Raw genomic sequence first — 24,064 nt, forward strand, 5'->3', positions numbered from 1 at the left:
CCTCAAAAACAAAGGATAGAAAAGGTTTTTATTAAAGATGAGAGCTGCAAAGCAGAGCTAGAGGCTTATAAGCAACTCTTTAAGGAGTTAGGGCAACCCCCTTAGGTTTTAAAAATTAGCTTTAATTCTGCACCTTTTAAAAATAAGTTGGAAGCTAAGACAATGAATATTTTTGGGTGTAATTTTTAAAATTACAAGGTGGCGGTGAAGGTGCAGAGCTAAGGTTAATAGAAGCAAAAAACTTTAACCCTTTAATTGAAAAAGCTATTGTGTAATGATTGCTCTAAAAAAGGTTTGCAATGTTTTTTATGGATTTTTTATTAGGCTTTTTTGTGGATTTAAAAAGGGGAATCTTAACACCCATAAGGGTGCAAGGCTACAATGCCTTGACTACAAATACACAAAGGAGTATAATTACTCTTGTTATTTGTTTAGTAAGATTTTTAAAAGACAAATTCATCACCTCATTTCAGAGGTTAAAACTTACCTTAGAGGGTTGCGCCCCTTTAAGGCAAACCTCCAAAAGTATTATACTTAAACTTTCTAAATACTTCAAAAAAACCCTATTTATCGCTTTTTTATTACTTTCTTTAGCTGGTTGCGCTTCAAAGCCTATTGTAAGAATTGATACAAAAGAAGTATTTATCCCTATAAAATGCAATTTAACTCTGCCTAACAAACCTAAAGAGGATGGAAGCTTTCAAAGCCATAAAGAATTATTGATTTATTATTTAGAAGTAGAGAGTATCGCAAAAGATTGCACTAAATAAGGAGAGAGAATGCTAAGTATAACACAGCTAGAGGGATTATACACTAAAGACTATGAGTTTAACCAATCCTCTTTGCAAGAATATAAAGAGGCTAAGAAATATTATCACTCTAATCAACTCCCGCCTGATGTAAAGAATATCATAGAACAAAGAGGGGCGGTGCCTGTGTATGAAAACATTTATAGAATGGTTGTTAATAAAATACTAGGATACAAGGCTCAAAGTATTCAAGAAGTGCGGGTTAGTGGCAGACAAGAGCAAGATAAGCCTTTAGCGGAGTTACTTAATGATATTTTAGATGTTTTCATCCAAAGTGAAAATTATGACAAAGAGATATTAAAGCGGGATAAAGATTTAATCTTTGGTCTTTGTGTTATGCAAATATGGGTTAGCAAAGAGGAGCAAGATTTTGCTTTAGAAATAGAGAATATCCCTCCTGATAGTTTTTTAATCGATAAATATAGCATAGATTCTAATGCAAAAGATGCTAGGAGATTCCATAGAAGCATTAATACTTCTTTAGATTTTGCTAAGCAATTATTCCCTGCTAAAAACTTTGTAACTACACAAGATAATATAGAATATAGGGTTAATTTGATAGAGAGTTGGATAAAAGAGGAGGGCGGGTTTGCACGCTATATATGGCAAAAAGGGGGCAGTGTGTTAAGCTACACACCAAAACCTTTTAGAGATGGCTCTCATCCTTACATTATCGCTAAATATGGCATTGATGAGAAGAATTGCTGGTATGGACTCTTCCGCGATATAAAGCCTTTGCAAGATTATATTAATTTTGCAGAGAATAGAATGGTGAATATGATGGGGAGTTTTAAAGCCTTTTATGAGGAAGACGCGGTTATTAATGTAGAGAGCTTTGCCAATGAGGCTTCTTTAGATAATGCAGTGGTGAAAGTGGCAAGTGGAGCGATTAGAGATGGTAAAATTCACTTTGTAGAGCATAGAGGTAATATTGCTACTTTAAGTGAGAAGGTCAATGAAAAAAGGAATCTTGCTAAAGTGTTAAGTGGTCTCAATGATGAGGCTTTAGGAATGGCGATAAATCGCCAAAGTGGAGTAGCCATAGCCCAAAGGAGAGATGCAGGATTAATGGGACTGCAAGACTTCATCAAAACAAGCGATGAGATGGATAAACTCATATTTAAAAAAGCCATCTCTTTAATCCAGCATTATTTTACTAAAAAGCAAATCTTTAAAATCGTAGATAAGAAAGTAGGACTTAGGTATTTTGAAATCAATACTAATGAGAGAAATAAGATAAAGGTAGGCAAATTTGATTTAGTCTATAAAACCCAACTTAAAACACAAGGTAGAGAGGAGAGATTTGCTCACTGGAGCGAGATGCTAAAAACCATCGCACAAATACGACCTGATTTAGTGGCTTCTTTATTGCCTCTTATGCTTAAAGATACTGATAGCCCAATAGTAGCAGATGTAGAGGAGATTATCCAAAAGCAACAACAAGCCCAAGAGCAAAGCACAGAGCAACAAGCCCAAGTAGAGCAACTGCAAATGCAATTAGCTTTAAAAGAAGCAGAGGCTAAGATTAAAGAGCTAGAGGGCAAGGCTATGAAATATGCCGCACAAGGGGAGTTAGCCCAAAAGTTAGCCAATAGCCAAGAACAAGCACAAGGACAACAAACAGAGATAGATTTTAGCAAATACCATAAAAAGGCAGATACGACTTATAATAACCAAGCTAATAAGGTTTTACAAACCGCTAAAGGGATGGATTTAAGGTAGGTTTGTTATTTAAAAATATATCTTATATATACAATATTAATATATATTTAAGTAAATAATATTTATAATTTTGTATCTTAAAACAAAGGATACAAGATGACTTTAAAACAAATACAGAAAATAGGTTTTGATAACTGCGATTTTGAATCTACTTTTGGTAGCAGCAATTATTATGCAGAGCCTATAGATTTAGAACCCCAGCCTCCTACTTTTGGTGATTTAAGAAATCTTTTATATTGCAACAATAGTAAGCAAGAAATTAGAGACTTCTTTAAAGCAAAGTATGCCATTAAATATCAAACTGCAAATGATGGTCGGGGAGAGTGGTTAAATACAAAAGGGGAGTATTTATACTATGGCTTCTAAAAAACGCTTAAGTGATGCTGATATTAGCAACATAACAGGTATTCCACGCATCACTTTAGCAAAATGGAAAAAAGATAAAGAAAGCTATAGAGTAAAACTCTATTGGCTCTTAAAAAGGAGTGATGAGAGTTTTTTGCTTAAGAAGTTTAAATATTTTAAAAATAAAGGCAGATAATGCAGGTTTTACCCCAAAAAACCCAAGAGGGAGAGGCAATATATTTGCTTGATAGCAATATTGCCATTTGCGAAAGCGGGAAAATACTCTATTATGATGATTTAGGGGAATTACACGATACAAACTTTGAGTGTATTTTTGAGCCTATTAACGCAAAGAGTGATGTAGCAATTCTTAAACAAAATATCATCGATTTAGAGCATATCGTGATTGATTTCACTTCCATTGATTTAGTCCATAACACCATCAACAATGTAGAGAGATTTCATTTTTTAAATGAGGATGTGGTGAAATTTAGAGAATATCGCATTAATTTAGAGACTTTAGAAATAAGAGGGGAAATGCAAGAGCTTGAATTTTTTTTACAAAATCCCCCTAAAGAGCTAGAAGCAGAATCCCAAGAGAAAATTAAAGCTATTGTCTCTGCAGTGTATAGAGAAAATATCGAAAACTTTGTTGATTTTGAGGTTTTAAAAAAGATTTTAATAAAATAAGATTAGCTTAAAATCCCTAAAATAAGGGTTTTTTAGTTTTAACCCTTGAATTAAAAAGCCAAAATCTCTAAACTTCTTGCAAAAATTTAAGGAGTTTAGAAATGGCAGATTATGGAAGTTTTCAACTTGTTAATAGCATATTTAACCCTAACAAGGGCAGTGCGGTTTCAAGTATTCTAAGTGCTAATCGTGCAGCAAATGGGCTTAACCCTAGTGCGAATATCACACAAGGGCTTTTAAACACAGGGAGTGCAAACAATCCCACCACGACCTCTTTTTTGAGTAAGTTAGGGGGTGGCAATGCTTTAGCAGGGATTGGAACTGCAGTATCGGCTTTTCAAGCTTATGCTAGTTTTACACAGGGCAAAAAGGCTTTTAAAGAGCAAAAGAGAATGAATGATTTGCTACAGAAGCAATATGGCATTGAAAATGCACGCTACCAAGAAAGGAAAGCAGAGCAGGATAAAGCAAATAAAATCATCGCAGATTCTGCAAGTGTTGTAGATAATTCTAAAAATACAATCCCAAACCCTAAACCCAAACCCAAAGAGCAACCTCTACCTTTTGAGCGACAATAAAGGGCGGTAGTGAAAAGAGTTATAAATTATCCCTATCCTAGCAATAGTGGGGCTTTGAAAAATGCCTTTTGCCACACCATAAAAGAAGTAGAGCTAGTGCAAGGGGAGCAATCTTTAGAGCTTACCACAGGAGGGGATTTTTATGAGGATAATACAGGCAATAGGTTTTTTGTCTATGCAGGTGAGGGGGTGCTAGAGTGGGAGGATTGTTTAAAATATCTTGATTTTAGCAATTTGCCTTTTAGCTTCCTCTCTTATTTTTTAAGCAAAAAAGAGCATAGCCCTAATGCAAGTAATTTAATCAAGCGAAAAATACAAGAGTTTGTAGAAGTGTATGATAAAAACATACTCAAAAATAGTCTTTACCTAGCACCACTTAACTTTGAAAAGCTGGATAAAGCTTTAATTTCAGGACAAATACAAAGGAGAGGCAATGAAACAAGACCCTATTAATACAGGAAGCTACACATTAGGACTACTGGTAGCAAATACTAAAAATATGGCAGATACCCAAGCACAGAATAATTTAATAGTAGGCAATCATTTAAAAGATGCGTATAACAAACTAGCAGACGCTTATGCTCTAAATCTGCAACAAGAGCAGCTAGAAAAGCAAAATGCTTTTAAGCAAGAAAGTTTAAATCTACAAAAGCAACAAATCACAAACCAAGTGCAACAATGGTGGGATACAAAGAAGCAGTGGGCGGAACAAAATAAGCTAGAGAAGCAAAAAATGCAAGAGAGTGCAAGAGTAGCAAATTTGCAGTTTGACCTAGCTAATAGGCAATTAGCCTACCAAAAAGAGAGGGATAAACCTAGTATAGGATTGCAACAACACCAACTAGATTCTTTAACAAGCTTATCCATAAATCCTTTATTGCAAGTGCCGACAACTCAAGACTTTGGGGTGGCAGGGAGAAGTGCTGGAGTAAGTCCTACCAATGGTGGAAGTGGTGGAAGTGGTGGAAGTGGTGGAAGTGCTAGAAATACAGAAGTGAATTTTGGGATAGTAGGGAGAAGTGTTGCGGGGACAAATACTGCGGGATTTGGTGCTGCTGCGAATACTGCACCCATTGCGGGAGGATTTTATACAAAATATATGCAATCACAAATGCCGCAAAAAGATTCTACCTCTAATGGTGGGTTAAATATTACAGGCAAAGATGTTTTAACAGCGGCGTTAGGACAAGATAAGCTAACACAAGCAGCAAAGGTGGGAGGATTTTATACAATATATTCAAAATCACAAATGCCGCAAAAACATTCTACAAATGCAGTAAGTCTGGCAGCACAAAAACCTAAAGATGAGTTGGCGAAATATTTTATTCCTGCTTCAAAGGCTAAACCCCGACAGATAAACACGCAAGAGTTTTTAATCCCTGCCTATCAAGCGGTGCTTATTAAGCTCGATAATGATATGCCACTTAGCGCACAAGATAAATATGTCGCAAATCTTATGGGGCTGAAATATGATGATGAACAAAAATTAAGTTTAAGAACCCATGAAATAAGCAAGAACATAGATCATTTTAATTATAGGATTCCTGCTCTTAACCAAATATCAAATTTCATCTTGGAGGGACAAACTCAAGCGGGGGTTGTCAATATGTTTCAAAGAGGAGTTCATTACGGCTCTAGAGGTATTGTCCCTCTAAATTCTGAAAATTCTACTTTTGCTACAAGAGATGAAAATATAATTTCAATAATGGCAAGAGGCTTAGCAGGTGCCAATCCAACAAATAGAGAAAAAGATGATGCTAGAGTATATTCTATTTTAGGAAAAGATAGTGAGGAGCAAAGAGCGTCTTTGTATCCTGGCTATGAATTAATTGTAGAAATGGCAAGAGCAGAGATCAATGCTTTAAAAGATAAGCGTTACAATAAAAAAGAAATAGAATTGATGGAAAAAAAACTCAAACCTCATGAGGAAGCTTTGGCATATTTAAAATCTACTATCAAAACACCTGAAAAATTTAGTTATACAAAGTTTGGTGAAATCTTAGGCATAGAGGTAAATACCGACAAAGACAACCAAACCATCATCACATTTGTTAAATAATTGTGTTAAACTTCCTTTTTAATAAAGGAGAGTTATGCGATTAATAAAAATACTTTTATGTCTATTGCTTGTTGGTGGGGGACTTTTAGAAGCTAGATGCAATGATAATGAATGGAATCATATAGATACTTTTTATTCAAGGAAAACCTCACTTGCGACCTTGTCGGATTTTATAGGTGAGTCTAATATCCGATTAAAATTTGCAAATAAACTTAATGGGTTAATGTATGAAATTAGTTTTGGTTTTTTTCATCTGAACGCACAAAATACTTATATTAAAACAAAAGAGCACATCGTTGAGTGGGTTTTAGCTAATTATGAAATCGAAAGTTCTATTTCTGGTGAGAGTAATAAGAGGCAAAGGGAAATACTCACTGATATTTATAGTGAGATAGTAAAAGAATCATTGTGGGATATTGAGTGCTTAAAAGAAAAAGGATTCCCTTCAAAACAAATACAAACAATGCAACAACATATTGAGCCCTTTGTTGAAGCGAGTATATACCTGCAGGAGACAAAGAAAGGGATAAAAACATTTGATTATGATGAGTGGGCTAAAAAATTTCTAAGATAATTCAAATAAAAGGAGAAAGCAATGCTGAAACTGCAAAATATTTCTTTTGAAAATAGAGTCGTTGTTGGAGTTAATGCCATTTATGTGATACTTCCATTTTTTTTCTATTCTTTTGGCAATTCTAGCAGATGGGAATGGGGTATATTTGCTTTTTGGTGTTCTTTGCCCCTAATTAACGCACTATTATATTGGATAATAAGTGGATATAAGAAACAAAAAGGCACAAAGTTTGGCTTTTGGTTCAAACTCATTATCGCATTGTGGCCTGTTATTACTTTCTTTAGCTTGATAGCTCTTGCTGCGATATTTGGGTAGCAAAGCATATTGTTTAAGGAAAATTAATCCCCTTTGGAGAGATTTAAAGAATTATTAAATCGAGAATTAAGAATGTTTAAAAAGAGTAAAGGAGTTGATATGTCTAGCTCTTCCCTTTCCTCTTTTGGTAATTCAAGATAGAAATCCATTAATTTCCCAATATCTACATTAGGATTTACCTTTAAAAACTCTTCTATAGCCAATCTAATAAGTTTTTTGTCTCCATTTAATTGATAATAATCTACAATAGTAATCCCATTTTCAGATATTGTTTTATATGCTGTTACAAGAGCAGATATTTCTTCTTGCGAGAATTTTTTGTTATTTTTCTTGGACAACTTTGCGTATTTATCATAATCAAAATTTTTGTCCCAAACTCCCAAAATATCATTTAATAACATTTGCCATTCTGTAGATTCTCTATTTTTTTTCAACAACTTTAATAGCTCTACATTCAATTCTACTTCCCTCAAGACTTCATCTATTGTTAGTGTTTTTGTGAGAGTTAGAGAGATACTTCTTAATTCTTCATATTTATCTGCTAGATAGCGAATGATTAAAAAATAAACTTGATTTGTAAATGTCTTAAAATCTTCTGCGCTATTCCCTATGTCAAAAGCTCGTTTTATGATGTCAATATTTAAATTATTTAAAAGCCCTATTGTTTGGAATACATCAAGAAAAACAAACTCATTTGTTTTCATCAAATTATTAAAATAACTATTGGTTTCAGTTAATGGAATCCAAGAAAAACTACTATTTAAATCTCTATTAAAAGAATCCCAAAAATTTGTCTTAATTTCTTGTCTTATAGCAGTTGAAGTGTTCAGAAGCTTTAACAAAAGGTTTGCACGAATAATCTCATCGTTTATTTTATAGGCAATTTCTCGTTTCTGGTCTATAATTGTGGTTTTTTCTTTAAATAACTCATATACTGCATTAAAAAAGTCTAAAGGTTCTAGCGTTTCTAATTCTTTTTTTTGTTTAGGGGTTGTTTCCTCTAAGAAAAACTCCATTAGGTCTTTAATATCCACATTAGGATTTGCGTTTAAAAACTCATTTTTAGCTTTTTCTATAATTAAAATCTCATTTTGGGAAATTTCTGCCCTTAATATCCCTACAACAACCAACAACACTAAAAGAATTTTTTTCATACTACACCCCCCAATAATATTAATGTTTGCATAAATCCCCCTTGTGAAAATTCTCCCTTGAAAGTCTATCTAAATGAGGCATTATAACATAAATCAATGGCACACTATGCCACCTGTTTTGTATTGTCTTTTGCGATTTGTTTTGCCCCGCCCCACACGAATCCGAAATTTTTTTCTTAAACATAACTTAAGTAATTTAAAAGTTTAAAAATCTATTTAAAAAGATTTAATTTGGTTATTTTGTTACAAAACTGCACCCCGATTGTTGTTTTTGAAAAAGTTTGCGAAAGTGCGAAATTTTGTGTCTTTTTGTAAAGCAAGGACAAAAAAGGCTTTTCTGGCAAGAAACGCCTAAAATCCTAGATACTTGACTTTTAGCGAAGAATATGATTATAATTTTGCCTGAATAATTTGTTAATTTTTTGTGTCAATTTTGTGTCAAAAAGTTAAAAATTGCATTTTTTCACCCCCCTAAAAAAGGGAACTACAAGATTTGAAAAAATATAAATATAAAGCCTATTTATAGTGGGATTGGTCTTAATGAAAATATTTTGTTGCTAACTTTTGGGTTATTAATGTTTGTCCCTAAGATTGGTTGTTTGCGTTGGGAAGATTCTAAGGCTATTCCTATTGAAGTTATGTTTTTGTTCGGTGCTGGGTTTTGTATCGCTATGGCAATAGCTAAAATGCATTTAGGAGATGCCTTTAAACCTATTTTTGAGTATTTTGGGACATTGCCTATTCTAATCTTTTTATTATGTGTCTGTTTGCTAGTTTTATGCTTAACGATGTTTATTAGTTCTACCGCTTTGATCGCTATTTTGCTTTCTGCTATTTTTGCTTCTACCAAAGATTTTTTAGATGTGCCTATGCGAAGCTTAGTTATGCTTATTGCTACGATTTGTGTGGGGTTTTCGTTTATGTTCCCAATCTCTACTCCTCCTAATGCGATAGTCTTTAGCAAAGGTGGGGTGAAAATCTGGGATATGTTTAGGTTTGGATTCTTATTAAGTATGGCGGGGATTGTTTTAATCATTATCTTTGGTATGCTGTATTGGCGGTGGTTTTTTTAATCTTTAGTTACTCTGGGAGTTTTAAATTCATAAAAGATAATAGCTGCTAAAATGCAAAGCCCTCCTAAGATTTGGGATAAATTTGGACTTTGGGCTAGGAGAGCAAAGGCTAAAATCATAGCAAAAATAGGCTCACTAAGTTCTATAAGTGCGACAGAGTTTGAGCTTGTTAGACTTAGGGCTTTTATTGTGCAGTAAAATCCACCAATGGTGGGTAGGAGGGCTAGGGCTAAGAGGAGGCTTAGGTTTTGGAAGTTTAGATTAAAATTTAAATGTGTATTAAGAATCATCGGAAAAGCTAAATAAAAGCTTCCTATCAAGAGTAAAGCACAAAGCCCTAAGAATCCTGTTTTAAGATTAAAGTATTTAGTAAAAAACAAAAATAAGCCATAACCAAAACCTGCTAAAATAGCCTGAATGAGAGCTTTAATATTGCTAAAATCTTCTAAGCTTCCTCCCTCGCTTATGAATATTAAAGTAAGCCCGATAAAAGCTAGGATTAGGCTTATTATCTCTTTAGGTGTAAAAAATCTTTTTTGATATACGCATTGGCATAAAAAAGCACAAAATAGGGAACTTGCAAAAAGTGTAAAAACAACACTTGCCACACTCATACCCACATAAGCGGAACTTTCAAAATGATAAAGCATAAAAATTCCAAAAAACGCACATAAGAGCAGGGCTTTAAAATGTTTTTTTATCAACACTAATAAATCTTGAAACTTTTTAAAAAAGTGTAAATACGACAATAGAATCAATCCCGCTATAAGGCATTTCAAAAAAGCCACTTCAAAACTTGTAAAATTTTCTTGAAAGAGCAATACGCTAAAAATCCCTACAAAGGCATTACATAAAGCGGCTAGAGTGGCGTAAAAAATAGCGTTAGAATCTTTGATAATGTTCTTTTCAAAACGCATTTTTGTCCCCTAGTTGTTGAAAGTTTTAAAATTTGATTTTTAGTCTTAATTAAGACTAAATGGATTTTCTTAGCCTAGCCAAAATAAATCGCTAAATTCATTGAAATTCATAGCTTCTAAGTTTTGTTGGTTACTGCAAATTTCTTGAATAACCGCTGCTTTTTTAGGGTCAAACTTGGTAGCTAAATTTTCTTTAAATTTGTTTAAGAGTAGTGGGATTCCCTCATTTCTACGCCTTTTGTGTCCTACTGGGTATTCTACTTCTATCTTTTGGGTTTTAGAGCCATCGTTGAAAAAGACTTGCACTGCATTTGCGATACTTCTTTTATCGGCTTCTAAGTATTCCTTAGTGTATCGCTCATCGACTTCTACAAGCATTTTTTCTCTTAGCTTATCTATTCTTGAATCTTTGGCTATATTATCTTCATAATCGTCGGCGACAAGCCTACCAAAGATTAGAGGAATTGCCACCATATATTGTATGCAGTGGTCTCTATCGGCTGGGTTTGCAAGTTCTCCTACCTTATTGATAATGCGGTGTCCTGATTCTTGGGTTGTAATGATGATTTTTTCTATTGTCTCAAGGCGGTTTTTGACTTCATTATGGAGTTTTAAGGCTGCTTCTACCGCAGTTTGTGCGTGAAATTCTGCAGGAAAGGAGATTTTAAATAATACATTTTCCATTACATAAGAGCCAAATTCTTGAGGAATGGTAAGCTTTGCACCTTTCATTTTCACATCTTCATAACCCCAAAAACTAGCACTTAGAGCAGAGGGATAGCCCATTTCACCACTCTTTGCCTTGAGGGCTAAATCCACGCCTCTACTTGAGGCGTCCCCTGCTGCCCAACTCTTTCTACTCCCTGTATTTGGAGCGTGGCGATAAGTTCGTAATGCCCCCCCATCAATAAAAGCGTGAGAGATTGCGTTTCTAATCTCTTCAAAGCTACAACCTAGAAGCTTCGCACTTACTGCACTAGAGGCGATACGGACAAGTAAAACATGGTCCATTCCTACTTTGTTAAAGCAGTTTTCAAGTGCTAAAACTCCTTGAATTTCGTGAGCTTTTATCATAGCCTTTAACACACAACCTACTTTCAAAGGCTCTTTACCCTCGCTAATATTTTTGCGACTTATATAATCACTAACCGCCCAAATCGCTCCTAAATTATCGCTTGGATGTCCCCATTCTGCCGCAAGCCAAGTATCATTAAAATCAAGCCACCTTACCATAGCACCTACATTAAAAGCCCCTCTTATGGGTTCAAGCTGATAAGAAGTTCCGGGTATTTTGCTCCCTAGTGGTCTAAACTCTGCTCCCTCAACACTGGGTCCTAAAAGCTTCGTGCAAGCGGGGTATTTGAGGGCTAAAAGCCCACAACCTAAAGTATCCATTAAACAATATCTGGCAGTCTCTAGGGCTAATTCGCTAGTGATTTCATATTCATCCACATATTTAGCGATTTTTGTTAGCAACTCATCAAATTCTGGTCTTTTTGCCTCTAAGATTCCCATATTACTCATTTGTTCTCCTTATCTCTTGTCAATCTCTACAAATTCTCTAGGTTCTACGCCGATATACTCACTGCTTGGGCGGATGATTTTGTTATTTGCCCTTTGTTCTTTGATATGTGCACTCCACCCACTTACCCTACTCATAATAAAAATAGGGGTGAAATACTCTGTTTTAATCCCCATAAAGTGATAGGCTGATGCACTATAAAAATCTGCATTAGGGGGCAAATTTGGTTTTTTCTCTTTCATTAGAGTTTCAATAGCTTCACTAACTTTAAAGAGTAGGGTATCGCCCCCTAAGTGCTTACTCCATTCTTTGATTAAAGCATTTCTAGGGTCTCCTCCTGCTCCATAAACCCTATGTCCAAAGCCCATTAAGAGTTCTTTATTGCTAAGTTTTTCATTCACGCCTTTGAGGGCTTCTTCTACACTATTAAAGCTTTGTATTAAATACATCGCTGCTTCGTTTGCTCCTCCGTGCAATGGTCCTCTTAAAGCACCTATGGCTGCGGATATGGCAGAGAATATATCACTTTTGGTGGAAGCACAAACTCTAGCGGTAAAAGTAGAAGCGTTAAACTCGTGTTCTGCATAAAGGATAAGGGAGCAGTGCATAGCTTTGATAAAATCCTCTTTGGGTTCTTTTCCTAAAAGTTTTTCTAAAAAATATCCTCCTATACTCTCTTGTTTAGAATTAAAGCTAATTTCTTTGCCAAAATTTGCATAATGATGCCAAAATACAAGGATTGAGGGCAGGATTCCTAAAAGTCTAATGATTTTTTCATCTTGATTACTAAAATCCTCTTTCTCCCCCTCTAATGCCCCTAGAGCTGATACTGCAGTTTGCATAAGATTCATAGGATGGGCGTTTTTGGGGATTGCCCTTAAAATTGCCTTTAATTCCTCACTTAAAGCCCTTTGTGCGATAATCTTTTGTTTATATTCTTTGAGTTGTGAGAGGGTGGGTAGTTCTCCAAATTGTAAAAGGTAAGCGACTTCTTCAAATTCTGCATTTTTTGCTAAATCTTCAATCGCATAACCATAATAATTTAACCCATTGCCTAATCCGCAAGTGCAAATCGCACTCTCTCCAGCTATAATTCCGGCTAAGCCGCCTTGCTTTTTTTTCGCTTCACTTAAGCTCATTTTTTTCTCCTTTAAAAAGTTTATCAAGTTTGTTTTCATAAGCATAATAATCAAGCATTGTATAGAGCTCTTCTCTTGTTTGCATAAGCTCTAATACTTCTTTTTGGTGTCCATTTTTGAGTATGCTCTCATACACTAAAACCGCTGCTTTATTCATCGCTCTATTAGCAGAGAGTGGATATAGCACCATAGAGATTCCTACTTCTTTAAGCTCTTTAGCGGTGAAGTAGGGGGTTTTGCCAAATTCTGTAATATTTGCTAAAACAGGCACTTTAATGGTGTTGGTAAATTCTTTGTATTCCTCTAAAGTATGGATAGCTTCGGCAAAAATCATTTCAGCACCCGCTTCTACATAGGCTAAAGCCCTTTGTATGGCCTTTTGTTGCCCTTCTATGGCGTGTGCGTCTGTTCTTGCCATTACCACAAAATTATTATCAATCTTTGCGTCCATCGCCGCTTTAATCCTATCGCACATTTCTTCGGTGCTAACAAGCTCTTTATTGGGTCTATGTCCGCATCTTTTTTGTGCTACTTGGTCTTCTATATGGGCTGCTGCTGCACCTGCTCTTATTAGCTCTTTGATAGTCCTTGCGATATTAAAAGCACCTCCAAAGCCTGTATCTGCATCAACAAGCAAGGGAGTATCTACACAAGAGGTAATGCGTCTAACATCAATACACACATCTTCAAGCCCTACTATGCCTAAATCGGGTAGTCCATAACTCGCACTTGCAACTCCGCTTCCTGAAAGATATAAGGCTTTATGCCCTAATTTCGTAGCTTGTAATGCACTATAAGCATTAATAGTCCCTACTATAAGTAGCGGTGAATTTTCTTTTAAAGCTTCTCTAAATCTCTTTCCTGCACTCATTTATTCTCCTTTATGTGATGGTTTTCATAAGTTAAATTTAGTGATACTCCTTATATAATTGTGTTTAAGGCATTATAAAACCAATTTCTATAAAAATAAATGCTATTTCTTTTGGTAAAATGCAGTACAAATAAACTTTTTCTTAAAAATATATTCAACTTTTATACAAAGTGTAGATTTTCTATACTATATTTTTGGGTTTTAATTACCTAAAAATAAGAGTAAAGTATTACTAAAAGTAACATTGCAAAGATGGGGAGCTAGAATATGTTAAACTCAATGGAGAGATTAGGAGAGATTTTTAAAAAGTCAAGATTGAGTATCAATAAGTTTGCAGAGATTCTACATAAAGATAGGAGGACGCTTGTAAGCTGGATTAATCTTAAAACCAAAAAAGAGCTTAGTGAGGAGATTAAAGAAAAGATTTGTGAGCTTTTTTATTATCCTAGAGAGATTTGGTTTTGTGAGGATGTAGATTTTTTTAACCTATTGCATAAGATTCAAACAAAAGAAATTAAAATTATTGATGATGGGTATTATGGGGGATTGAAATATATCTTTGAAAATGAGAATGAGGGGTCTTTGATTATCCACCCTAGCTTTCCTAATCCTGCTTATAGGGATTTTATCTGTCCTGCGGTGTATAAAGAGAGTAAAAATGAGGATATAGAAGTTTATAGGATTAAAAGGTGGGAGAAAATGAAAAATTACTCTTTTGCGGTTAGTGAGTGGTATTCGATTAAATCTTTATTGGAATTTTGCTTTGCTAATATAGGGAATTTCTATACATATTCCCAAAAAATAGCAATTCTTGAATTAATGATTGAAACCTTTAAAGATAATCTTAATAAAAATCTTTATTTTTTTGATTCTTATGATAAAAAAATTTATGGATTAGATCTTATTTATACTTCTATTAATATTAAAGAGGAAAAAATGTTTTTTAAAGCACCTATGGAATCTTTGATTATAGAAATTTGTAATAGTGAGTTTGTCAAAAAGCTTCATAGGCATTATACTAACGCTAAAGAATGTCCGATACATATCACTTCTAATGGGGCTATTGAAACGCTTTGTCTTTTGTTGGATTGTATTCAGAGGAATTTAAGCTTTGAACAAAGCTGTGAAGTGATAAAGGAGAAGAGTTTATTTAAAGACTTATTCCTTAAAAGTTTGAGTTTAGATTATAGGAAGTAGGGCAGGGATAAGCTACTAAAGCCTTATACTTTTATACTTTGGTTGATTTAGTTTGGTTTTTGCCACTAAAATCCCATATCTAAGTATAATTTGGAATATCTCTTATATTTTCATAATTTTGGTTAAAAGTTTTTTATCAATTTAAGTGGATTTTTATCAATGGTTTCTTACAATCCGTTTTATATTTTAATATACATTCTTATTATTATAATTATGTTAAATTTATCTTTTATGGAGTATTTATATGGATAGTAAAAACCTTTTGCACCAAAAGTCTTTTTTAGGTTTCTTAATTGTGTATTCTTTGGCATTAAGTGTTAATGCTGAAGAGAATTATAAAATTCCTAATGTAATTGTTTCCTCTACCGGGCTTGAAGAAAATGTGGATTTAAAAGTGGGGAATATTTTAGTCCTTGAAGGAGAGGAATTAACTAAAAAAGGTTATTCTTCATTAGAACAAGCCTTAGAAAGAGTTCCGGGAATCTCCTTTGTTAATAGTGGGCTTGGACGCAATATTGATATGAGGGGGCAGGGGAGCAAAGCAAATGTTGCGGTGAAAGTTTTAGTTGATGGTAGAGAAATTAATGTGCTAGATAATTCACACGGCGTTACGCCTCTTGAAGTTATCAATTTAGAGAATATTGAAAGGATAGAGATAATCCCTGGAGGAGGTGCGGTGCTTTATGGAAATGGCACTAGAGGTGGAGTGATTAATATCATTACCAAAAAAAGTAAGCAAGATAGTTTAGGTGTGGCTTTGAAAAATCAATTTTTTGATGCTGGGCATTGGGGTGGAAGCTTCAATACTAATCTAAGTAAAAAAATTAACGAAAATTTTGCTGTTTCTGCGGATATTAATGGTTTTAATAAAGATGGTTTTCAAAATGGAAGTAACGAAAAAGGGTTTTTTGTAAATTCTAAGGCTTATTTAGATTTTGAAAATAATTCAAATTTAGTGCTTGGATATGGATTTTTTAGGAATAAAAAATCAAGCACCGGTTATTTAACAAAAGCTCAAGTGGATTCAAATCCAACACAAGCAGGAGCCGATGATGTTTTGCAAAAAATCACGCGTCCAGAGATTAGTCTTGATTTCGCCCATAACTTTAGTGATGAATGGGAGTTTAACGCTAATACTTTTTGGCAAAGTCAAACTATAAAATATATAAAAAATATTCAAGCTTTAAAGACACAGAATAATACTAGTTATAATCTAACCCAAAGTGGAAGCTCTTTTAAAGATACCTTAACAGGACTAAAGCTTAAGAATAAATACCATTATAGGGATAATTCTTATTTCGTTGTTGGTTATGATTTTGAACATCACGATGCAAAAAGAGATAGTAGGGTTAGTTATGGCAATGTAGGACCTATTGTATATCATAAAATGACAACTATTATGGATATGAAGAAGCAAAGCCATTCGCTTTTTGTCTTAGATTCTCATCAATTTACAGAGCAATTTTCTCTTAGAGGGGGAGTGAGGTATGAATATGCTACTTATAGAGGGGATAGGACTTATCGTAGTGAGATGGCTATGCGTGTTCCTCCTAATGGCACTCCTACTGATACAACCACAAATTTTAGTATGGATAAGAAAAATACCCATAATTTTGCCTTTGAGCTTACCCCTAAATTTCAATATTCTAATACAGGTTTAATATACTTCAAATATGAAAGAGGCTTTGTAAGCCCAGCTCCAGCACAATTTATGAATCGTAACAATACAAGGACAAACCCAAACTTACCCCCTTACTATACTGCTAATTTGAATTCTGAAAAGTATAATACCTTTGAGATGGGCTTAAACGACCTTTGGTGGGATTTTTATGGTTTAAATGTAGTAGCCTTTTATACTCAAAGCAAGGATGAAATCTCTTATACAGGAGATCCCCATTCTGCAACGGGATCCTTTTGGAGGTATTATAATATAGACAAGACAAGACGCATAGGTGTAGAGCTTGCGTTGCACCAAAATTTTTCAAATGGACTCACACTTAAGCAAAGCCTTAACTTTTTAGACGCAAAGGTTTCAAAAGGTGTAAATGATGGTAAGAGGGTGCCTTATGTTTCAAAGGTAAAAGCCACAGCTTCACTTGAATATGCCTTAAATAAGTATTTTCAAATATTCACTGATTGGAGTTATTATTCAAGGGCAAAAGATGGTGGCAGGATTCTGCCAAAGGATACAAACACTGGGAAAATTTCAAATATGGGCTGGATAAAGGAGTATTTATTAACAGATATAGGTGCAAGCTATACTTATAAGGATTGGCAAATTTTAGGCGGTATTCATAATCTTTTTGATGAGAGCTATTATACTTATCAAAACTCGGTAGATAATCAATACTTGGTGGGTAGTGGAAGAAACTATTATTTAGAACTTAAATATGTATTCTAAAAAGCCCTTTATCTTTACAACTATTATTTTTGTCGCTTATTTTTTTATTATCCTTGCTAGTTTATGCTTAGGTGATGAAAATCTAAGCCCCATTGAGCTTTTTAACTTTCTTGTAAGAGGAGATGAAATTCAAAGAATGATTATATTAGAGGGGAGACTTCCGCGTATTATAATGGCGATTCTTATTGGAATGTTACTTGCAAGTAGTGGAGCTATTACACAAACAATATTTTCAAATCCCATAGCAGATCCTTATATCATAGGCATAGCTTCTGCGGCAACTTTTGGGGCTTTTCTTGCTTATCTTGTTGGTTTAGGGGATGTTTATTTTGGGATTGTTGGCTTTATTTGTGCGTCTATTTTTTCTTTTGGGATCTTTAAGGTTTCAAATAGGGCTAGTTTAGTTACATTACTCATTATAGGCATAGCAGCTTCTTCATTCTTAGGTGCTTTTACTTCGTTTTTTACCTATCTTATTGGTGAAGATTCTTTTAAGATTGTTACTTGGCTTATGGGGAATATTGGTTTTGCATCGTGGTTTAGGGTAGTTTTGCTTTTTATTCCTTTAACTTTTTGTATCTGTTATTTTTATAAACATAAAAATGAGCTTAATATTCTCTTAAGTGGTGATGATGAAGCTAGAAATTTAGGTGTTGATGCCACTAGACTTAAAATCAAATTACTTGTTGTCTCTAGTTTAGCTGTCTCCTTTGCGGTCGCATTTACTGGGCTTATTGGTTTTGTAGGATTAATCATTCCTCATATTGTCCGCTTAGCGATAAAAAATTATAATAATGCACTTGTGATTCCACTTTGCACACTTTTAGGTGGATTGTTTTTGATTATTTGTGATACTCTTGCAAGGACACTTTTAGCCCCTGTTATCTTACCTATTGGAATCCTTACTGCGTTTTTTGGGGCACCTATTTTTTTGTTTTTAGCACTGAAATCTAGGAGTATGCTATGATAGAAGTTAAAAATTTGCATTTTTCTTATTACCAAAAATCTCTGCTTAAAAACATAAGCTTTGAAGTAGGGCAGGGGGAATTTCTAGGGATTTTAGGACCTAATGGTGGTGGCAAAAGCACCTTGATGAAAAATATGTTGAAAAATTTAGATTATGAGAGTGGGGAAATTTGTGTCTTAGGTAAAGATTTAAAAGACTTTAGCTTAAAGGAGTTTGCTAGAATTTCAGGCTATGTTCCACAAAGCTCACAACTTAAAACACCGCTTAAAGTGCTTGATGTTTTGCTAATGAGTAAATATGTAGGGCTTAAGCATAGCTTTAGCGGTTATAGCCAAAAAGACAAGGATGAAGCGGTGAAGTTAGCTAAGAGTTTAAAATTTGAAGACTTTTTAGAAAGAAATGTGCTTTCTTTAAGCGGTGGTGAATTTCAAAGGGTGCTTTTAGCAAGAGCGATTCTAAAAAATCCAAAAATCTTGTTTTTAGATGAACCAACTTCTGCACTTGATTTAAATTATGCTATTGAACTCTTAAATTTGTGTGAATCCCTAATTAAAGAGCGTAATATAGCAGTTGTAGCGATTTTGCACGATTTGAATTTAGCGTCTATGTTTTGTTCGCGTATTCTTTTTATCAAAGAGGGCAAAATTTGTTATGATGGAAAAGTTAATGAACTCTTTACAGAAGAGAGATTAAAAGAAATTTATGATTTAAATTGTAAAGTGCTTATGCAAGAGGACAAACCCTATATTTTAGCAATCAAGTAATTGGGGTAGAGATTGAAATAAAAGGAAAAGAATGAAAAAGATAATTTTTTTATGGTGTGCTTTTGTTGGACTTGTTTTTGCTAATACAGAAGAGTTAAGATTAGTTGTGCTTGACCCAGCGAGTATCGAAACGCTTTTTATGCTAGAGAGTGGGGATAAAATTGTAGGAATTGCTAATTTGCAACATTCTAGTATTTATCCACAGGAGAAAACAAGTAAAATTACTTCTGTTGGGACTTTTTCTAATCCTTCTTTAGAGAAAATCGTTCAACTTAAGCCAACTCTAGTAATACTAAGCTCTTATTCTTTAAATTTAGAAAACGAGCTTAAAAAGTTTGGGATAAAAAGCTTGTATTTAAAGGCTGATAGGCTAGAGGATATTCAAAGCAATATTCAAACATTATCTCAATTAGTTCATAAAGAAAAGGAGGGGGAAAGTTTACTTAAAAACTTTAATCAAGAATTAGAAAAACTAAGAGAAAACCCCATTAGAAAAAGTGCGTTTTATCTCTATTCTAGTAATCCCTTAATGGCTTTTTCGGATAACTCTTTAATGGCTGATATTTTAAATCTCATTGGAATTAGCAATCTAAGCCCTAAAAGTGAGATTGAGAGATTTATTATCTCTAGTGAATTTATGGCAAAAGCAAAGCCTGATATTTTAATCCTTGGAGTTGGAATAGGGAATGTTGAAAAGTTTAAAGAAGCTAATCCTCTTTTAAAAAATACTCCAGCATTTAAAAATTCTGCCATTTTCTTTAATTCTAATACCTATATTTTACTGCGACTAAGCCCAAAAATCACAGATAGAATCGCAGAGTTTAAAACAAAAATAACCCAAAATTCTAAAAGATGATTAAAAGATTGGCAACATAGCCAATCTAAAAGAGGAGAGGGAAATCTTTGATACTTATGGGTAAATCATTAATGTAAAGGCACTCTTTAAATAAAAAAGTTTGAAAATTATAGTTTTCAATACAAAATAATATTTTTTTTGCTATAATCACAACTTATTAATTATGGCTGTATTTAAACTTTAATAAATTTTTAAGAAAAAGGTTAAGAAAAAGGAAGCTTATGCGTTATCCTATAGATTTTAAAGATGATTTTGCGATGAATCTATTATTTTGGATTGAGAGATTTATTTATAGCAAACTTAATAGCCTCTCTAATCATCAAGTCAATAATAAAAAGGAAATTATCACGAGTCTTAATATATTGCGTAAAGGGGTTGAAAATATAGAAACCTTGCAAGAAGTTTGCAAACAATGTAGAAATGCGGGATTAATTGGCATTAATACTTATGTAAATCCACTTCTAAAATTGTATGAGTATTTAACTTATTTGGGATTTGCTTCTTTAAAGGAAGTTGATGAAGAAATGCTAAAAGAATTTTTAACTATCCATACAAGTGCGTTATCGGATGCGACTAAAAAAAACTATCGAATCGCGTTAATTAACTTCTTTGGCTTTGTAGATAAGCAAAATGAGGAAGAAGATGGCTCTTCTTATATTTTTCGTATTGAATTAAAGAATTGGGGAGGATTACGCGGTAAAAGCGGACAAAAGCTTCCCTCTTATATGAATGAAGAGGAAGTAAAAAGGTTTTTAGATGGGATTGATTCTTTTCCTTTTAAGCATATGAATTTGGGTGCTAGGAATAGACTTTTATTAAAAATTATTATTTACACAGGGATACGCGTTGGAGAAGCCTTAAACCTTAAGGTTAAAGATATTATGCTTGATAAGGAACTTTATATTATACAAGTTCGGGGTAAAGGCAATAAACCACGTGTCGTTATGGTTAAAGCAAAAAATATAGCTTCAGATTTTTCAGCTTGGGTAGAATCTCGACCGCTTGAAATTGAAGATGATTTACTTTTTTGTAATCATAAAGGCAAAAAGCTTACTCAAGCTTATGTTAGTAGGATTGTAGAGCAAGTCTTAATAACTAATGGGATTCGCAAAGAAAAAAATGGCGCACATATGTTAAGGCATTCCTTTGCCACCCTACTCTACCAAAAATCTCAAGATTTAGTATTGGTGCAAGAAGCCTTAGGACACGCAAGTTTAGATACTTCAAGGATTTATACACATTTTGATAAACAAAAATTAAGGGCTACAACAGAGATTATAGAATAATAATTTAATCAATGTCTATTAAGTCAAATTCTTTAAAAATAGTTGGTTTTTTGATAAGTGGAGCTGCAAATTCATTAGCTCTTTGGTAGATTGGTAAAGAAAAAATCTCTTTTTTATCTTCTTTGTTGGGCTTTTCTTTGAGGGCGTAGAAAGGTTGATCATTTTTCTTAGATTTTTTAGAAAGATTTAAAGCAATACTTTGCATTTGGGGTGTTTGAAAGTAGCCTTGAAGTTGTTTAATTTTGTTAGCAATATCTGTATAATAAAACTCTGCTTGAGTGTTAGATTGAGAGTTTTTTTGCCAAGTATAACCCTTGTTGTAGGATTTGATAATATTTTTCCAATTCCCCTTGTGTTCTTTATACCAAAATTTTAGCTCTGTAATAGCAATTTTTGCAGCAAAATCATCATCATCTACTAACATAGCTCCAACCATATTTTGAGTAAATCCATTTTGCTTGAGTTCGGGATAACGTTTAATAACTCCTGGAATATAAGCGTGAAAATTTCCTGCACTTGGGTCTTGAAAATTCATTTTATAAACTCCAGCACAAGATTCTTTCCAAGCTATGGCTGCTAAAGTATAACCAAATCCTTCTGCTTCTCCAGCTAAATAAGCGTGGAGTAAAACCTCTTTTTGGGAAGGGGAAAATTGCTCTAGGGGGACACAAGAATTCTTAAAATCTACCTTTGGGAGAGCATAGGAGGAAACACTATATAGAGCAATTAATAACCCTTGCAAGGCTAGTTTAAGCATAAAATTTCCTTATCTTAAAATTAAACAAAAATTAGCAATTATTATTCCACTTTGGAATCTTTAATTCAAAAGTTGCAATGGCACCTTTTTTGTCCATTCGGTTTTGCAAAGAAATAGATCCACCAAGATTTGTAGCCGCATTTTTGGCTAAAAATAGTCCTAGCCCTGCCCCACTTTTATTCCCGGCTCTTTTAAAGGGTGCATAAATATCTTCTAACTCTGAATCTACACCACATCCTTCATCAATTACAACAATCTTTAAAATCTCATTATCGACAATAAGGCTTTGGAGAAATATATTTTTACCCTCTGGGGTAAATTTAAAAGCATTTTGTAAAAAGTTTTGTATAACTTGGGTTAGGAGTGTTGGTTTAATCATTAAGAAAAGTCCTTGAGTTTGCAGTTTATAGGTAAAATTTTTCTTTTCTTTTTGGCTTAAGATTTTAAAATTTTCTGCGATATTCCTTAGGGCTTTGGTTATATCAAGATGGATAGATTTTTCAAATTGCGCACTCTCTTGGCGACCTAATCCTAATAAAGTTTTAACAATAGTATTAATTTCATTGATGCTATGAATGTTTTCCTTTAAAGCATTAATATAAATCTCTTTTTCACGCTCTTTAATGAGTGTTACTTCGCATTTAGTTTTAATAACAGCTAGAGGTGTTTTTAGTTCGTGGGCTATACCGATAAATAACTGCTTTTGTGTGTTAAAGTAATTTTTAATTCTTTGCAAAAGATTATTGATAGAGGTTACAAGAGGGTTAAATTCTAAGGGCAATACCCTCTCATCAATTAATTCTAAATCATACTCTTTAAGCTTACTTAGAGTTGTTGATAATTTTTGAATAGGTTTATAGAGAATATTAGAAAAAGCTAAAGCAAAAAGCTGAATTAAGATGAGACAGAAAAAAAATACAACAATGATTCCTTCTAATAAGGTATTTAAAAAAGTTACTTCTTTGGTTATGTTTTGGGTAATCTTTAGGGTTTTATTGTGTAAATAAGGTGTAGAGATGGAATAGTAATAACTCTGATGAGATTGAATGCTTTCATAAAGATTTTTTGGTATTTTCTCATCAAAGACTTCTATTTTTAGCTTTTCATTGGTTAGTGGATTTAAATCTTGAATATAAAAAATTTTTCCTGCTTTATAATGAATATTGTTTTGCAAAATATGGTCAATGTATTTATAAATATTGTGTTTAACGCTTGTATAGGTTGCATAATAAAGATAGGAATAAAGCAACAAAGAAAATATCGTTAAAAAAGCAACAAAAGAGATTATAATTTGCTTTGTATAATCTCCTCTTATACTCCTTTTGGATAACAAAATCTATAACCTCTGCGTCTTACAGTTTCTATGGTAGAAATATCTAAAGGTTTATCCATTTTTTGACGAATCTGATTGATAGCGACTTCGATAACATTAGGAGTTACAAGCTCTGGTTCTTCCCAAATAGCATCTAATAATTGCTCTTTTGATACAATTTGTTCTCTATGTCTTGCAAGATGTGTTAAAACTTCAAAGGGCTTTCCTTTAAGTTCTATTTCTTGCCCTCTATAAGTAATTTTTTCTTCATCTGGATTAATGATTAAATCTTCAATTTCAATTAGATTTGTTCCTCCAAATCGCAATCTCGCTTCAATTCTCGCGACCAAAACACCAAAATCAAAAGGCTTGGCTAAAAAATCATCCGCACCACCTTTTAAAGCCTCTATTTCACTCTCTGCATCATCTCGTGCAGAAATTATTATAATAGGGGTTCTAGGGGATTTACTTTTGACTTGTTGAATAATTTCTAATCCACTTCCATCTGGTAACATCCAATCAACTAATACTAAGTCATAATTACGAATGCTAATATAATATTCACCATCTTTGAGATTTTCTGCTACATCTGTTTGATAATTAAACTCATTTAGTCCTTCAGTAATTGTTTTATTAAGACTAATTTCATCTTCAATAATTAAGATACGCATTAAATATCCTTGCTTTACAAATTTGATACCGCTGCCATTATAGCATAAATTTAGCTAATTTTAAAAAAAGTTTTATAAAAAATTA

The 24,064-nt window shown here is 33.5% G+C and carries 26 protein-coding genes; 17 read left to right on the plus strand and 9 right to left on the minus strand.

What is annotated here, in order from left to right:
• Positions 1-299: 299 nt before the first annotated feature.
• The 10 genes from LS72_RS11405 (at position 300) to LS72_RS07735 (ending at position 7,092) form a co-directional block, all read left to right on the plus strand.
• Positions 300-770 carry a hypothetical protein gene (locus LS72_RS11405; protein ID WP_238700771.1) on the plus strand — a complete coding sequence of 157 codons (471 nt, stop codon included), beginning with the start codon at positions 300-302 and terminating at the stop codon, positions 768-770.
• A 9-nt stretch (positions 771-779) separates the two neighbouring features.
• Positions 780-2,531, plus strand: coding sequence for a portal protein (locus LS72_RS07695; RefSeq protein ID WP_034552099.1), 1,752 nt, complete (start codon positions 780-782; stop codon positions 2,529-2,531).
• A 96-nt stretch (positions 2,532-2,627) separates the two neighbouring features.
• A complete protein-coding gene (locus LS72_RS07700) occupies positions 2,628-2,897 on the plus strand; it encodes a hypothetical protein (protein ID WP_034552102.1) in 270 nt (89 codons plus the stop codon).
• Positions 2,887-3,072, plus strand: coding sequence for a hypothetical protein (locus LS72_RS07705; protein WP_034552103.1), 186 nt, complete (start codon positions 2,887-2,889; stop codon positions 3,070-3,072). Before LS72_RS07700 ends, LS72_RS07705 begins: the two co-directional genes overlap by 11 nt.
• The gene (locus LS72_RS07710) at positions 3,072-3,566 is read left to right on the plus strand and encodes a hypothetical protein (protein WP_034552106.1); all 495 of its coding nucleotides are present in this window, start codon (positions 3,072-3,074) and stop codon (positions 3,564-3,566) included. Before LS72_RS07705 ends, LS72_RS07710 begins: the two co-directional genes overlap by 1 nt.
• A 101-nt stretch (positions 3,567-3,667) precedes the next feature.
• Positions 3,668-4,144 carry a hypothetical protein gene (locus LS72_RS07715; RefSeq protein WP_034552109.1) on the plus strand — a complete coding sequence of 159 codons (477 nt, stop codon included), beginning with the start codon at positions 3,668-3,670 and terminating at the stop codon, positions 4,142-4,144.
• Positions 4,145-4,153: 9 nt separating this feature from the next.
• On the plus strand, positions 4,154-4,597 hold the full coding sequence (locus LS72_RS07720) for a hypothetical protein (RefSeq protein ID WP_034552111.1): 444 nt from the start codon (positions 4,154-4,156) through the stop codon (positions 4,595-4,597).
• Entirely contained in the window at positions 4,578-6,203 is a 1,626-nt protein-coding gene (locus LS72_RS07725; RefSeq protein ID WP_034552113.1) for a hypothetical protein, read from the plus strand. Before LS72_RS07720 ends, LS72_RS07725 begins: the two co-directional genes overlap by 20 nt.
• 34 nt (positions 6,204-6,237) lie before the next feature.
• Entirely contained in the window at positions 6,238-6,777 is a 540-nt protein-coding gene (locus LS72_RS07730) for a hypothetical protein (RefSeq protein ID WP_034552115.1), read from the plus strand.
• Positions 6,778-6,798: 21 nt separating this feature from the next.
• Complete coding sequence (locus LS72_RS07735; RefSeq protein ID WP_034552117.1) at positions 6,799-7,092, plus strand: hypothetical protein; 294 nt, start codon at positions 6,799-6,801, stop codon at positions 7,090-7,092.
• A 23-nt stretch (positions 7,093-7,115) separates the two neighbouring features.
• Here LS72_RS07735 and LS72_RS07740 read toward each other — a convergent pair whose 3' ends face one another.
• Positions 7,116-8,246 (minus strand): hypothetical protein, encoded by a 1,131-nt coding sequence (locus LS72_RS07740; RefSeq protein ID WP_034552119.1) that lies wholly within the window; start codon positions 8,244-8,246, stop codon positions 7,116-7,118.
• 19 nt (positions 8,247-8,265) lie between these two features.
• Entirely contained in the window at positions 8,266-8,430 is a 165-nt protein-coding gene (locus LS72_RS10880) for a hypothetical protein (RefSeq protein ID WP_194145577.1), read from the minus strand.
• A 364-nt stretch (positions 8,431-8,794) separates the two neighbouring features.
• Here LS72_RS10880 and LS72_RS07745 point away from each other — a divergent pair, with 364 nt between their 5' ends.
• Complete coding sequence (locus LS72_RS07745; protein ID WP_331250514.1) at positions 8,795-9,319, plus strand: SLC13 family permease; 525 nt, start codon at positions 8,795-8,797, stop codon at positions 9,317-9,319.
• On the opposite strand, the gene LS72_RS07750 is transcribed toward LS72_RS07745, so the two are convergent.
• The 4 genes from LS72_RS07750 to prpB form a co-directional block, all read right to left on the minus strand.
• Positions 9,316-10,236 carry a DMT family transporter gene (locus LS72_RS07750; RefSeq protein WP_238700772.1) on the minus strand — a complete coding sequence of 307 codons (921 nt, stop codon included), beginning with the start codon at positions 10,234-10,236 and terminating at the stop codon, positions 9,316-9,318. The two genes, LS72_RS07745 and LS72_RS07750, sit on opposite strands and share 4 nt — an antisense overlap.
• 69 nt (positions 10,237-10,305) lie before the next feature.
• Complete coding sequence (prpD, locus tag LS72_RS07755; protein ID WP_034552122.1) at positions 10,306-11,760, minus strand: 2-methylcitrate dehydratase; 1,455 nt, start codon at positions 11,758-11,760, stop codon at positions 10,306-10,308.
• Between the two features lie 9 nt (positions 11,761-11,769).
• Positions 11,770-12,897, minus strand: a complete 1,128-nt coding sequence (locus LS72_RS07760; protein WP_034552124.1) for a citrate/2-methylcitrate synthase — start codon at positions 12,895-12,897, stop codon at positions 11,770-11,772.
• Entirely contained in the window at positions 12,884-13,768 is an 885-nt protein-coding gene (gene prpB, locus LS72_RS07765; protein ID WP_034552126.1) for a methylisocitrate lyase, read from the minus strand. Before prpB ends, LS72_RS07760 begins: the two co-directional genes overlap by 14 nt.
• A gap of 267 nt (positions 13,769-14,035) precedes the next feature.
• Here prpB and LS72_RS07770 point away from each other — a divergent pair, with 267 nt between their 5' ends.
• The 6 genes from LS72_RS07770 (at position 14,036) to LS72_RS07795 (ending at position 21,239) form a co-directional block, all read left to right on the plus strand.
• On the plus strand, positions 14,036-14,965 hold the full coding sequence (locus LS72_RS07770; protein WP_034552128.1) for a hypothetical protein: 930 nt from the start codon (positions 14,036-14,038) through the stop codon (positions 14,963-14,965).
• A 244-nt stretch (positions 14,966-15,209) separates the two neighbouring features.
• A complete protein-coding gene (locus LS72_RS07775) occupies positions 15,210-17,366 on the plus strand; it encodes a TonB-dependent receptor (RefSeq protein WP_138155244.1) in 2,157 nt (718 codons plus the stop codon).
• Entirely contained in the window at positions 17,356-18,333 is a 978-nt protein-coding gene (locus tag LS72_RS07780; protein ID WP_034552130.1) for a FecCD family ABC transporter permease, read from the plus strand. Before LS72_RS07775 ends, LS72_RS07780 begins: the two co-directional genes overlap by 11 nt.
• Positions 18,330-19,097: an ABC transporter ATP-binding protein gene (locus tag LS72_RS07785; RefSeq protein WP_034552132.1), complete on the plus strand. Its 768-nt coding sequence runs from the start codon at positions 18,330-18,332 to the stop codon at positions 19,095-19,097. Before LS72_RS07780 ends, LS72_RS07785 begins: the two co-directional genes overlap by 4 nt.
• Positions 19,098-19,128: 31 nt before the next feature.
• Positions 19,129-19,953: an ABC transporter substrate-binding protein gene (locus tag LS72_RS07790; RefSeq protein ID WP_034552134.1), complete on the plus strand. Its 825-nt coding sequence runs from the start codon at positions 19,129-19,131 to the stop codon at positions 19,951-19,953.
• A gap of 221 nt (positions 19,954-20,174) precedes the next feature.
• A complete protein-coding gene (locus LS72_RS07795) occupies positions 20,175-21,239 on the plus strand; it encodes a tyrosine-type recombinase/integrase (RefSeq protein WP_034552136.1) in 1,065 nt (354 codons plus the stop codon).
• Between the two features lie 4 nt (positions 21,240-21,243).
• Here LS72_RS07795 and LS72_RS07800 read toward each other — a convergent pair whose 3' ends face one another.
• From LS72_RS07800 to hsrA, 3 genes are read right to left on the minus strand one after another with little or no spacing between them, the layout of a single operon-like run.
• Positions 21,244-21,996, minus strand: a complete 753-nt coding sequence (locus LS72_RS07800; RefSeq protein WP_034552139.1) for a hypothetical protein — start codon at positions 21,994-21,996, stop codon at positions 21,244-21,246.
• A 31-nt stretch (positions 21,997-22,027) separates the two neighbouring features.
• Positions 22,028-23,248: a sensor histidine kinase gene (locus tag LS72_RS07805; RefSeq protein ID WP_238700773.1), complete on the minus strand. Its 1,221-nt coding sequence runs from the start codon at positions 23,246-23,248 to the stop codon at positions 22,028-22,030.
• A gap of 59 nt (positions 23,249-23,307) precedes the next feature.
• Positions 23,308-23,979 carry a homeostatic response regulator transcription factor HsrA gene (gene hsrA, locus LS72_RS07810; RefSeq protein WP_034552145.1) on the minus strand — a complete coding sequence of 224 codons (672 nt, stop codon included), beginning with the start codon at positions 23,977-23,979 and terminating at the stop codon, positions 23,308-23,310.
• Between the last annotated feature and the right edge of the window lie 85 nt (positions 23,980-24,064).

The organism is Helicobacter apodemus, assembly GCF_000765745.2.
Classification (GTDB): Bacteria; Campylobacterota; Campylobacteria; order Campylobacterales; family Helicobacteraceae; genus Helicobacter_D; species Helicobacter_D apodemus.